The 12,661-nt window shown below is 49.9% G+C and carries 14 protein-coding genes; 6 read left to right on the plus strand and 8 right to left on the minus strand.

Annotation, left to right across the window (positions count from 1 at the left end):
• Window positions 1–114: 114 nt before the first annotated feature.
• From M979_RS16350 to uspF, 3 genes are all read left to right on the plus strand, one after another.
• Entirely contained in the window at window positions 115–1,497 is a 1,383-nt protein-coding gene (locus M979_RS16350; protein ID WP_064555640.1) for an MFS transporter, read from the plus strand.
• Window positions 1,498–1,755: 258 nt separating this feature from the next.
• A complete protein-coding gene (locus M979_RS16355) occupies window positions 1,756–2,046 on the plus strand; it encodes an HTH-type transcriptional regulator (protein WP_034460413.1) in 291 nt (96 codons plus the stop codon).
• 205 nt (window positions 2,047–2,251) lie between these two features.
• A complete protein-coding gene (uspF, locus tag M979_RS16360) occupies window positions 2,252–2,686 on the plus strand; it encodes a universal stress protein UspF (RefSeq protein WP_064555642.1) in 435 nt (144 codons plus the stop codon).
• Between the two features lie 152 nt (window positions 2,687–2,838).
• Here uspF and M979_RS16365 read toward each other — a convergent pair whose 3' ends face one another.
• The 6 genes from M979_RS16365 to M979_RS16390 form a co-directional block, all read right to left on the minus strand.
• On the minus strand, window positions 2,839–3,318 hold the full coding sequence (locus M979_RS16365; RefSeq protein WP_064555644.1) for an Hcp family type VI secretion system effector: 480 nt from the start codon (window positions 3,316–3,318) through the stop codon (window positions 2,839–2,841).
• 15 nt (window positions 3,319–3,333) lie between these two features.
• Window positions 3,334–3,537, minus strand: coding sequence for a hypothetical protein (locus M979_RS16370; RefSeq protein ID WP_064555646.1), 204 nt, complete (start codon window positions 3,535–3,537; stop codon window positions 3,334–3,336).
• On the minus strand, window positions 3,530–4,243 hold the full coding sequence (locus M979_RS16375; RefSeq protein WP_064555647.1) for a hypothetical protein: 714 nt from the start codon (window positions 4,241–4,243) through the stop codon (window positions 3,530–3,532). Before M979_RS16375 ends, M979_RS16370 begins: the two co-directional genes overlap by 8 nt.
• A gap of 355 nt (window positions 4,244–4,598) precedes the next feature.
• The gene (glyS, locus tag M979_RS16380) at window positions 4,599–6,668 is read right to left on the minus strand and encodes a glycine--tRNA ligase subunit beta (RefSeq protein ID WP_064555649.1); all 2,070 of its coding nucleotides are present in this window, start codon (window positions 6,666–6,668) and stop codon (window positions 4,599–4,601) included.
• A 9-nt stretch (window positions 6,669–6,677) separates the two neighbouring features.
• Window positions 6,678–7,589 (minus strand): glycine--tRNA ligase subunit alpha, encoded by a 912-nt coding sequence (glyQ, locus tag M979_RS16385; RefSeq protein ID WP_034460421.1) that lies wholly within the window; start codon window positions 7,587–7,589, stop codon window positions 6,678–6,680.
• A gap of 108 nt (window positions 7,590–7,697) precedes the next feature.
• Entirely contained in the window at window positions 7,698–8,009 is a 312-nt protein-coding gene (locus M979_RS16390) for a YsaB family lipoprotein (RefSeq protein ID WP_064555650.1), read from the minus strand.
• A 143-nt stretch (window positions 8,010–8,152) separates the two neighbouring features.
• Between M979_RS16390 and M979_RS16395 the strand changes: the two genes are divergently transcribed.
• Window positions 8,153–9,148 (plus strand): acyltransferase, encoded by a 996-nt coding sequence (locus M979_RS16395; protein ID WP_064555652.1) that lies wholly within the window; start codon window positions 8,153–8,155, stop codon window positions 9,146–9,148.
• Here the strand turns inward: M979_RS16395 and M979_RS16400 are convergent.
• The gene (locus M979_RS16400) at window positions 9,145–10,062 is read right to left on the minus strand and encodes a GlxA family transcriptional regulator (RefSeq protein WP_034460424.1); all 918 of its coding nucleotides are present in this window, start codon (window positions 10,060–10,062) and stop codon (window positions 9,145–9,147) included. The genes M979_RS16395 and M979_RS16400 overlap by 4 nt on opposite strands.
• Window positions 10,059–10,601: an isochorismatase family protein gene (locus M979_RS16405; RefSeq protein WP_064555654.1), complete on the minus strand. Its 543-nt coding sequence runs from the start codon at window positions 10,599–10,601 to the stop codon at window positions 10,059–10,061. The genes M979_RS16400 and M979_RS16405 overlap by 4 nt, the downstream gene beginning before the upstream one ends.
• Before the next feature lie 177 nt (window positions 10,602–10,778).
• Between M979_RS16405 and M979_RS16410 the strand changes: the two genes are divergently transcribed.
• Window positions 10,779–11,798, plus strand: a complete 1,020-nt coding sequence (locus M979_RS16410; protein WP_034460426.1) for a LacI family DNA-binding transcriptional regulator — start codon at window positions 10,779–10,781, stop codon at window positions 11,796–11,798.
• A 110-nt stretch (window positions 11,799–11,908) separates the two neighbouring features.
• Window positions 11,909–12,658: a sugar phosphate isomerase/epimerase family protein gene (locus M979_RS16415; protein WP_064555656.1), complete on the plus strand. Its 750-nt coding sequence runs from the start codon at window positions 11,909–11,911 to the stop codon at window positions 12,656–12,658.
• Window positions 12,659–12,661 lie beyond the last annotated feature (3 nt).

The following is a 12,661-nucleotide window of genomic DNA, read 5'->3' on the forward strand; positions in this document are numbered from 1 at the left end:
ACAAACACCTGCCGAATGATTGCCCAATAGCCTCCTGAGTGGTTTGATTTAACGAACGATTAACGAATTATTGTTCGATAATCGAACACCTCAGCATCCTTCAGGACGTGCCTTATGACAAAGACAACAACGACAGATATTCAGGCATTTATAAATAACAACCGCTTTTCCAGATATCAGTGGATGATCCTCATTCTCTGTTTTATTACGGTGGCGTTGGACGGTTTTGATACCGCAATTATTGGATTTATCGCCTCAGACTTAGTACAGGAATGGGGCGTGCAGAAATCTGATCTTGGGCCGGTGATGAGTGCCGCTCTGGTCGGGCTGGCAGTCGGTGCTTTAACTGCCGGACCAATGGCTGACCGTATTGGTCGCAAAAAGGTGTTGGTGTTATCGATTCTGGTATTCGGTGGTTTTAGCCTGCTAACTGCCTTTGCGACCAGCCTGACATCCCTCGCTTTACTGCGTTTCCTCACCGGGCTTGGTCTGGGTGCGGCAATGCCTAACGCGGCAACGCTGATGTCAGAATATGCACCAGAGCGTAAACGCGCCCTGCTGGTGAACCTGATGTTTGTCGGCTTCCCGATTGGTTCTTCAATGGGCGGTTTTGTCTCCGCATGGATGATCCCACATTACGGCTGGCAGAGTGTACTGGTGCTGGGCGGCGTGATGCCCCTGATTCTTTCGGTTGTGCTGATGATTTGGCTGCCGGAATCAGCACGTTATCTGGTCGTGAAAAACAAACCGCAGAAAGATATCTCCGCCATTTTGAAGCGCATCGCACCGCTGCCATCTGGCGAAAACCTGCGTTTTGTACTGAACGAAGTCGGTGGCCATCTCAAAGACAAAACCGCGCTGGGCGTGATTTTCTCACCAAGATATCTGGTGGGAACCTTAATGCTCTGCCTGACCTATTTCATGGGTCTGCTGATTTTCTATCTCCTGACCAGTTGGTTGCCGCTGCTGATTCGGGAAACAGGTGCAACCCTTAGCCAGGCGTCAATTATCACCGCACTATTCCCGCTGGGCGGAGGCATTGGGGTTCTGATTATTGGCGCACTGATGGACAAGCTGAACCCAAACAAAGTGGTCGCAGTGGGTTATTTACTGACGGGTCTGTTCGTCTGCCTGGTAGGGTTCTCTACTTCAAGCCTGGTATTAATGGGCGTGATGGTGTTTATCGCAGGCACCATTATGAATGGCGCACAATCTTCAATGCCTGCGCTAGCCGCCGGGTTCTATCCAACACAAGGTCGTGCAACCGGTGTGGCCTGGATGTTGGGGCTTGGGCGTTTCGGCGGAATCCTTGGCGCGTTTAGTGGCGCATTCCTGATGCAGGCTGAATTGTCGTTCAAAACTATCTTCATGTTACTGGCGATTCCGGCAGTGCTTTCTGCCACCGCGCTGATGGTGAAATCCTGGGCTGGCCAGCGTACCCTGGCTGAAAACCGCGCCAATAACCACGAGCTGGATAAAGTTACGCAAAAAGCATGATGGAAAAATCGATAAGCACGGCGGGCCAGTCCCGCCGTTTTGCGTAAAATGCATAATCATTTACAAATTTATACTCAACCTCACTCATCACAGACTTTTCAATTCGTTATGCCGCTTAGTTTTTTTGCTGAAACGCATAAGCCTGATACCGCAAGAAAATAGTTAGCCTGAAAACCATCGGTACGCTTTTTTTCCAACTACTCTTAATAGGCTTCTTACCGTTCACGAGGTCAATGTGTGATTTATGAGGAGTTATCGATGGAATATAAAGATCCAATGTTTGAGCTACTGAGCAACCTTGAGCAGATTGTTTTTAAAGATAAACAGCAAACGATGGCGCTTAATGACAAGCCCAATGCATTTTCTGAATTTGAACAATTGAGAAAAAGTACCGGACTTAAGATTGATGATTTCGCCCGCGCAATGGGTGTGAGTGTTGCAATGGTACAGGAGTGGGAATCAAAACGACTCAGACCCTCCAATACCGAACTGAAGTTGATGCGCTTAATGCAGGCGAATCCAACAATCAGTAAGCAGTTGATGGAATAATTTTGTACTTTGTACCCTGATTGCCTTGTCCCAACATTGTTAACCAAAACCCCGCCAGAGCGGGGTTTGTCGTTTCTGAATGCTACGTAAATAGTATGAAACGAAGCGGCAATTTGGCGAAACCTGATCTACATCACTCCCGAAATCGCAATTCTAAACCATAACTTAGAGAGGGTTATTAACACGTAAAGCAAAAGGAGGTTGTATGTCTAAGAAAATCCTGGTTCCTATCGATATTTCCGAAACAGAACTGACACAGCAGGTTATCCCCCATGTAGAAGGGTATGCAAAGCAAGACGATGCCACGATCCACTTCCTGGCCGTCATCCCTGACTATACCTATTTTGCCGCTTACGGCCTGGGCTATACTTCGATTGCACCAGATGCCAAAGAGAGGGAGGCCGCCGCCATGGAATCGCTGAGCGAAATAGTGGCTAAATTTAACCTGCCTGAAGATCGGATTAAAAAGCACGTTCTGAGCGGTTCGCCGAAAGATCATATCCTCCAGTTAGCCGATGACATTGACGCCGATGTGATTATTCTGGCCTCCCACCGCCCTAGCATGTCTACCTATCTTCTTGGCTCAAACGCTGCCGCAGTGGTTCGCCATGCAAAATGCTCAGTGCTCGTGGTTCGCTGAGTCATAAAAAACCCCGCAAAGCGTTAACGCCGTTAGTTTAAGAGCGAGATGTGCGGGGCGACCACCGGGTTTGGCATCCCTTCAGGAACCCAATCCCGGTGTTTTTTCTAATTCATTGACATAAGTGAACCGTATTACCTAAAGCGCGGGGGTTAATATGTGGCGCGACTATTCCACTGGTCGGTATAGATGATATTCCCGTCGCAGTACTTCCAGGTGATCTTCTCGTAGTGCACCAGTACTGTTTCCAGGTGCGTGCCGGTAGATGCGCCGGGATACAGATCGGGCGTGATTGAAGTAATTTTCACATTCTCAAGAATGATATTGAAATATTCCCGTTCCATACCCGCTTCATTGATGTTGTACATTTTTATCGTGCCTGATTTGAGTATGTCGCCCTTGGTCAATGCCCGGTACAACAGCGGTGTTACCCTATCAAATTCCTTTTGAAACTGGATAGGTGCATGAATACGCGTACCCGTCAGTCGCCCTGTGTTGTGGTCGGTAGGGATGTTGACGTTATGAGTCAGCGATTTCATCTCAATAGCACCCAGGCGACCAACAACAAGTGAACCACCCACCATAGGCGATCCATTTTCGTCCGTTAACCAGAGATAAGCCGGGTTAGACATATAAATAAATTCCTTTTATTTGTTTTTGTATTTATTTTTAGACTTGGTTTTCTTTTTTCTTCCATATTCAGGAAATAACCAAAGTAAAATAATAAACGTGATGAAAGTAAGTGGTACGTAATATTCAGGAAATAAATGTGCCCATAAGACACCGAAACCAACTACTAGCGCTGGGAATAATACGGCATCAATAAAAACAATGATCTCAAATTTAAACACCGTAATTATCCCTTATGAAATCGGTCAACTCATCCATGTTCTCAAATGCCGTTTCCCTTACTTTTTTAATCATTCCGGCAAGCAGCGGTTCAACAAAGTAATAAAGCATCTCAAGCCTGGCCTGATAGAGAATCCAGTAATAATCCGGTTGAATCGCTTTTAGATGCCGTGCAGCAAGCGCGGATTTTTGCTCCATGCCAAAAAATTGCAGACCAAACACGGCTCTTGGCACCCCTGCCGATACCCGTTCAACAACGATTTTTGATAAGAAATCCGAGTGTGCCAGCGCTGCGGCTGCAGACTCCGCTAAGACGTACCGGGTGAGGCCGGTAACCCTGAACTGCGCCACCAGCCATGACACGTCCCTTATAAACTTGCGCGCCGATCCTTCCTCGTTGCCCTCCTTAATGTCGTCACTAAGCATTTTAAAATACAAATACAGCATATAGGCAATAACATCGCGGTACCTGAATATAGAAGCGATAGAATAAGCCGTTCGGATCTCTTCCGCTTTTAGCTCCTGACATATATCGTTGTATTTAGGAATAAAGCATGATGAATACCAGCTTACCCTCTCGATTCCTGAATATATATCAGATTCAACACCACGTGCGGATTGCATGACTCCACCGATCGCGTTTTGCGTGGTCATAGCTAAATGTCTGTCACTTGTATATTTCAGCCGCAAATAATCAGATGCAGTCATACAGAGTTATCTCCTGTTAGTCACTCTCGCAAGACTAACCCACAGAAAATATATGGACAATGTAGCGTGTTATTTTCAGATTTTTCACACAGCAAAAAGCCCCCGGCATAGATAACGCCGTTGACCTAATATTCGAGATAGAGAAAGTATTTCCAATATAAGGTGAAGCCCAATTCTGGGCTTCACCTGTTCTCCCGTTAAGCATTTCGTTATATCAAATGCTTAAACGAATGGCATTGCGCCTGGGCGAGTTTTAAACTGCTGACAACTCTCTTTAGTAGGTCGGATAAGCGCAGCGTCATCCGACATAACTGGGTGGATAAAGCAGTTGCTTATCCACCCTACTACTAAGTATTTACTGAAGCAGAGAGATATCTGCAACCTTCAAGAACAGTTCACGCAGTTTGGACAGCAGCGTCAGGCGGTTGATACGCAGATCTTTGTCTTCTGCATTCACCATCACTTTGTCGAAGAACGCATCAACCGGCTCGCGCAGGTTGGCTAATTCTTCCAGTGCTTCCTGGTAACGACCTTCAGCGAAGAATGGTTCCAGTTTGTCGCGCAGCACAACCAGGTTAGTCGCGAGGCGAATCTCTTCGGCTTCTTTCAAAACGGATGCGTGAACGTGGTCGTTCAGCGTCTCGTCTGACTTCGCCAGAATGTTGGAAACACGCTTATTCGCAGCTGCTAGTGCAGATGAAGATTCAAGCGTACGGAAGTGGGACACCGCTTTCATACGTGCATCGAAATCTGCTGGTTTGGTTGGACGACGAGCCAACACGGCCTGGATGGTATCCACGCTGTGGCCTTCTTCCTGATACCAGGCGCGGAAACGGCCCAGCATAAAGTCGATGACTTCGTCGACAACCTTCTGGTTAGTCAGCTTATCGCCGTAAAGGCGCACGGCCTCTTCGGTCAGAGTTTGCAGATCCAGAGGCAGGTTTTTCTCAACGATAATACGCAGAACACCGAGCGCTGCACGGCGCAGAGCAAACGGGTCTTTGTCGCCTTTCGGGTGCTGACCAATGCCGAAGATGCCCGCGAGGGTATCCATTTTATCGGCGATAGCCACGGCGCAAGCCACCAGGTTAGACGGCAGTTCATCACCCGCAAAGCGCGGCTGGTACTGCTCGTTAAGCGCAACAGCTACATCCTCTGCTTCGCCGTCGTGACGCGCATAGTGCATGCCCATCACGCCCTGAGTGTCGGTGAACTCGAACACCATGTTGGTCATCAGGTCGCATTTAGACAGCAAACCGGCGCGAGTTGCGTGGTTTACATCAGCGCCAATTTGACCCGCGATCCAGCCAGAAAGCGCTTCAATACGGTTAGTTTTGTCGCGCAGCGTACCGAGCTGTTGTTGGAACAGCACGGTTTCCAGACGCGGCAAATTGTCTTCGAGACGCTTTTTACGGTCGCTGTTGAAGAAGAACTCGGCATCTGCCAGGCGTGGACGCACAACTTTCTCGTTACCAGAGATAATCTGAATCGGGTCTTTCGATTCGATGTTGGCAACAAAGATAAAGTTCGGCAGCAATTTACCGTCGTTTGCGTAAACCGGGAAGTACTTCTGGTCACCTTTCATGGTGTGAACCAGCGCTTCCGCAGGAACGGCAAGGAATTTCTCTTCGAATTTCGCGGTCAAAACAACCGGCCATTCCACCAGAGAAGTTACTTCTTCCAGCAGGCTTTCGCTCAAATCAGCGTTACCGCCAATTTTGCGCGCCGCTTCTTCAGCGCCTGCTTTGATAACCGCTTTACGCTGCTCGTAGTCGGCAATAACTTTGCCACGTTCAAGCAGGATTTCTGGGTACTGATCGGCATTGTCGATGGTGAATTCCGGCTCGCCCATAAAACGGTGACCACGAATAACACGATCGGAGGCAATGCCCAGGATTGTTGCAGGAATAACTTCGTCGCCCAACAACAGGGTCACAGTGTGAACCGGACGCACGAATTGGGTGTTGTTATCGCCCCAACGCATCAGTTTTGGAATCGGCAATTTGGTCAGCGCGGTGGCAATCATTGCAGGCAGAAGGGCTTGCGCGCTTTCGCCTTTAACGTGCGCACGGTACAGCAACCATTCGCCTTTGTCGGTCGCCAGACGTTCAGCTTGATCAACGGTGATGCCACAACCACGAGCCCAGCCTTCAGCTGCTTTGCTTGGTTTGCCTTCTGCATCAAATGCCGCAGAGATAGCCGGGCCACGTTTTTCAACTTCACGGTCAGGCTGAGATTCCGCCAGATTAGAAATTTTCAGTGCCAGACGGCGTGGCGCTGCAAACCATTTTACTTCGCCGTGAGCGAGGTTCGCCGCATCCAGTTCCGCAGTAACGTTTGCAGCAAAGGATTCCGCCAGGCTGCGCAGGGCTTTTGGTGGCAGCTCTTCAGTGCCAATCTCCACCAGGAAAGTTTTTTCAGACATGGCAGCCTCTTATTTGTTCTTATTGCACATCGGGAAGCCAAGCGCTTCACGAGAAGCGTAATAGGCTTCGGCCACGGCTTTCGTCAGAGTACGAATACGCAGAATGTAGCGCTGGCGCTCGGTAACCGAGATGGCCTTACGGGCATCAAGCAGGTTAAAGCTGTGCGCAGCTTTCAGAATGCGTTCGTAAGCAGGCAACGGCAGTGGGTTTTCCAGCGCCAGCAGGTGCTGCGCTTCTTTCTCATACTGCTCGAAGCAGGAGAACAGGAAGTCCACATCGGCGTGTTCGAAGTTGTAAGTTGATTGCTCAACTTCGTTCTGGTGGAACACGTCGCCATAAGTGGTTTTACCCAGCGGGCCGTCGCTCCAGACCAGATCGTAAACGCTGTCTACGCCCTGGATGTACATAGCCAGGCGCTCTAAACCGTAGGTGATTTCACCGGTAACCGGTTTGCACTCCAGGCCACCAACTTGCTGGAAGTAAGTGAACTGAGTGACTTCCATCCCGTTGAGCCACACTTCCCAGCCCAGACCCCAGGCACCCAGCGTTGGGTTTTCCCAGTTGTCTTCTACGAAGCGAATGTCATGAATAGTTGGGTCCATACCCAGCTCTTTAAGCGACCCAAGGTACAGCTCCTGAATGTTGTCAGGAGAAGGCTTGATCACCACCTGGAACTGATAGTAGTGCTGTAAGCGGTTCGGGTTTTCACCGTAACGGCCATCGGTAGGACGGCGAGATGGCTGCACATATGCAGTCGCCATCGGCTCTGGCCCTAAAGCCCGTAGGCAGGTCATTGGGTGAGAGGTGCCGGCGCCGACTTCCATGTCCAAAGGTTGAACAATGGTGCAGCCCTGGCGCGCCCAGTAGTCCTGTAAAGTCAGGATCAGGCCTTGAAAGGTCTTGGTATCAAACTTTTGCATGTTGATTTCGCACGCGTTCGAGAGGGTTAAAAAGGGAAGCGGCCAGTATACCTGTTGAGTGCAAGATATACAGCCTCAATCCACGTGCGTTTGCCTTGTGTTGCGGCTTTATGTCGTCGAAAGGTGTAAGAATTGACCACTTTCGTCGAATGAGCAGGTAAACCCTTCCCGGCGAACAGTGCTGCCTTGAATCTCATAACTACCCTGGTACTGCTTAAAATCGACAACGCTAATCTGTTGCTCGCGGGTGTTATAACGATATGCAGCTTCCTGCCGACAAGTTTCAATCATCACATCACCCTCAACAACAGGCTGTTGTGCGACTTGCGCATATTGCGGTTGTTGCTCTGGTGTAGTGCAAGCGCTCAATAACAGAACGCAAAAAACGAGAGCCCAGCGGCTATTTTTTATTTTTGGCATCATCATTCATTATCTGTAAGTTAAAATCTTTTCTGTTATTCAATAATTAACAGGTATTGAGCATTCTGCAAACCCGCATGACGCCTTACAAGGGTGCTTACGCAAACTCAGATTAATACCCGCTTAAAACACCAGAGGAACCAATGCAGCAAAAAATTAACTGGATTGATAATTTACGCGGGATTGCGTGCCTGATGGTGGTCATGATCCACACCACCACCTGGTACATCACCAACGCAAATATTGTCACGCCATTTAGTTGGGATTTGTCGAACGTACTCAATTCGGCTTCTCGCGTCAGCGTTCCACTGTTTTTCATGATTTCAGGTTATCTGTTTTTTGGTGAGCGCAGCGCGCAGCAGCGCCACTTTTTGCGCATCGTCACATGTCTGTTGTTTTATAGCGTGATTGCGCTCATTTACATCAAGTTGTTCACCCCCATCAACGCTGGGCTTTCCCTACGTTACATCCTGCAAAAACCGGTGTTCTACCACCTGTGGTTCTTCTTTGCGATCATGGTGATATACTTGCTTTCACCGTTGATTCAGGTGAAAAAGGTTAATGCGATGGTGATTCTCGGGCTGATGGTTTTGCTCGGCGTCATCGCCAATCCAAATACCGTGCCGCAGACGCTTGGTGGTGTGAAATGGCTGCCGATTAATTTATATATTCGCGGCGACACGTTTTATTACATGCTGTATGGCTTACTAGGCCGAGCAATTGGCATGCTGGAAACGGATAAGCGCTGGATTAGCGGGCTGGCTGCGGGCTTGTTTGCGTTGTGTATCTTTTCGATTTCCACTGGCACGCGCCACCAATTAGAAGTGAACGGTAATTTTGCCGATACTTTTTATGTCTATTGCGGGCCGCTGGTATTTATCGCCGCGATCAGTTTATTGGTGGTGGTAAAAAATTGCCTTAATAACAGGCCGTTGCCAGGTTTAGCTTTAATTTCGCAGCATTCGCTAGGGATTTACGGCTTCCATGCGTTAATTATTCACTTCTTGCGTACTCACGGTTACCAGTTAACCAGCTCGCCAGTTCTCGATATTTTGTGGATTTTCGGCGCAACCCTCGCCGGCAGTTTGCTGCTTTCCATGGGATTACAGCGGTTGGATACGCGAAAATGGGTGAGCTAAGCGTTCCTGGCACGGGCGCGATGCAACTGGCGGGGAGAAGAAAAGCCCGCCGCGATAGCCGCCTGCTCCATCCGTTGCCCCTGCAATAAGCGCTGTTCAGCGACTGCCAGGCGTAATTGCTCCAGATAATCCCGTACTGAAATCCCCAAATGCTGTTGAAAAAGCCGTGATAAATGGCGCGAACTAACGTGAACTTTGTTGGCAATTTCCTGCACATCCCACGCCGATTCCGGTGCGGCTGACAACAAATCCTGTGCACGATGCACTGCCGGATGAATGTGGTTGCGATAGCGCAGCCAAGGCGATAACTGCGGGTCGTCGCCCGAACGGCGAAACCACACCACCATTTCACGCGCCACATCCAGTGCTGCTTTCGGGCCGCAATAGCGGTTAATCAGATGCAACGAGAGATCAATCCCGGAGGTAATTCCGGCACTGGTCCAGATGCTTCGGTCTTCGACAAAAATACGATTTTCTTTCACCTGCGCCCCAGGTGCTGCCGCTCGTAATCTCGCCAGCACATCGTGATGCGTGGTGCATTGCACACCATTCATCAGCCCCGCTTTCGCCGCCAGCAGCGAGCCGGAACAGACGCACATTAAATTGAGTTGCTGGCTATGAATTTGCGGTTGCAGGCGTGTCAGCCAACGGCGCACCGCTTCGGCTTGTGGCGTATCAAAATAGCGATTTGAATCGCAAACACCCGGCAAGACCAGCAAACTGCCTGTAGGGAAACTTTCCGGCAGCGGTTCGATACCGGAAAAATTGAGCCCAATTGAGGTAGTCACTTGTGGGTCCGGGCCGATGAAATGCAGATGAAAAGCGTCGCCTGCAAGCTTCAGCGTTTCCGCAGGGCCGCTCAGGTCAAGAGACAAAACACCAGGCAACACAACGAACCAGACCCCAATACTCACGATAAAGACTCCAGGCACTCTGCAACGGTTTGGATTTGCGCAAAACGCCCTGCCAGCACTGTTTCTGTGCGATGGCGTAGAGTTTGCGTATCCAGCGTAACCCCTTTCCAGCGCATCGGGAAGGTGAGCATCGCTTCGCTAACAAATGAAACGCGATAACCCAAATCGGACGCCACCCGCGTGGTGGTTTCGCAACATTGTTCGGTACGAATCCCGCAGATAATCAGGTGGTTAATGTCGCGTTGACGCAGCCAAAGATCGAGCCCGGTATCGGTAAATGCGTTGTGCACGTGTTTCTGGAACGCCACATCAGCATGATGTTGCAAGAAAGGCATTGCTTTTACATAGCCGGAAGCCAGCGAGAACGGGCCCTCATCGTCAACATGGAAGATATCCACCACCGGTATTTTCAAATCCTGGCAACCAGAGATCAGCTGTGAAATGGCTTGTTGAAATGCCGGAAAGTCATCTTCTTGCCAGTATTCACGATGGAAAAAAGATTGCTGCGTGTCGATATTAAGCAGAGCAGAACGGGACATTTTCGGACTCCTTATCACTGGGTGTAAACCCATTGTGACAAGGGTTAGCTTAGTTGCTAATACCAAAAACGGACATAGTGAGGGTGAATTGGGACAATCTTTTGTTTATCCATGCACACCGCCAGATTCAGCTGCAAAATGTGTTACTCTCCAGCCTGAAACCTCCTGGAGAAAACCATGATCAGTAAGGCCGCACGCCCAACGATAAGCGATGTCGCGAAAGCGGCAAAGACCGGAAAAACCAGTGTTTCCCGCTATCTTAACGGTGAGCAAAACGTGCTGTCCGATGACCTGCGTTTGCGTATCGAAACCGCCATCGCTGAACTCGATTACCGTCCAAGTCAGATGGCTCGCGGCCTTAAACGTGGGCGCACACGCTTAATTGGCCTGATCATCGCCGATATCACTAACCCCTACTCTGTCGATGTTCTAAGTGGCATAGAAGCTGCGTGCCGTGAAAAAGGCTTTACGCCGCTAGTCTGTAACACCAATAACGAAGTCGATCAGGAGTTACATTACCTGGATTTGCTGCATAGCTATCAGGTGGAAGGCATCGTGGTTAATGCGGTAGGTATGCGCGAAGAAGGGTTAAATCGCCTGCAACAATCAGCCCTACCTATGGTGCTGATTGACCGAAAAATCCCGGATTTTGCCTGTGACGTGGTTGGGCTGGATAATACTCAGGCTGCAACCACTGCAACCGAACACCTTGTCGAACAAGGATTTGAAGCCATTCTGTTCCTCAGCGAACCTCTCGGCACGGTGAACACCCGCCGCGAGCGCCTCAATGCTTTCCACTCCACCCTCAAACGCTTTCCTGGCATTGTCGCCGAAAATGCAGAAGTGCCTTTGCACGAAGCCGATTTGATGGATAACACACTGCGCCAGTTCCATTCCGGCCATCGGGGAATGCGTAAAGCTGTGATTTCGGCAAACGGTGCACTCACACTTCAGGTGGCCCGCTCCCTGCGACGTATCGGCCTGCACTGGGGTTCCGACATTGGCCTACTAGGGTTTGATGAACTCGAATGGGCGGAGCTTGCTGGTGTTGGTATCACGACACTTAAACAGCCAACCTGGCAGATAGGTTACGCTGCTCTCGAACAAGTCGTAAAGCGCATTGAAGACGGTAGTGACACCGTTTATGAACAGGTCTTTTCTGGCGAATTAATCGTTCGCGGTTCCACCACCCGTTAATCAATGTTCGTGATAGCGATCATAAATTAGACACTGCTGGCTTTTCTTTGGAACCGGTTCCATCTAGCGTAATAGTTATATTAGTTAGATGAGATTGGCCGGAGAATTTAATGCCGAGAAAAATTATTGTCGTCACTGCCGCTTACGGGCATGACCGTATCGCAGCGCTGGGGGGCCAACACGCACTGCTGCCGATTATCGCCAATGCCGGCGCTGACGGCGTGGAAATCCGCCGCGAATTATTTAGCCGCACTCAGCTTGATGCTCTGTCAGAACTGGCGCAGCAAATCGCTGAACATAATCTGCTGGCCTGTTACTCCGCCCCTGAACCGCTGTTTGTTGAAGACGGCAAACTGAATCCGCTCATACCTTCTTTGCTGCTTGAATCCCACCAACTAAACGCAAGCTGGCTGAAACTTTCGCTCGGCCATTTTCGCGGCAGCCAGCAGTTCCCGGTTTTACAGCAGTGGCTGGCGCAAAGCGACGTGGCTTTGGTGGTGGAAAATGACCAGACCAGCAGCGGCAAACTCGCTCCAATGCAACGCTTTCAGGCCGCCTGCAAGGTGCTAAACCTTCCAGTGACGCTCACTTTTGATATGGCGAACTGGCTATGGGTCGATGAATCTCCAGAGGCCGCCGCACGCGTGCTGGCACCTTCAGTCAGTTATATCCACGTCAAAGCTGCCGTGCCACACCATTACCACTATCGGGCCATTGCGCTTGATGATGCCGAACCGCGCTGGCTCGAATTACTCAAAAACCTGCCAGCCGATGCGCCGCGTGGAATCGAATTTCCGCTTGAAGGCCGTGACCTGACGGCTGTCACCCGCCATTACGTCAACTTATTACGCGAGGAGTAAGCG

Source organism: Buttiauxella noackiae ATCC 51607, assembly GCF_001654865.1.
In the GTDB taxonomy this organism is placed as follows: Bacteria; Pseudomonadota; Gammaproteobacteria; order Enterobacterales; family Enterobacteriaceae; genus Buttiauxella; species Buttiauxella noackiae.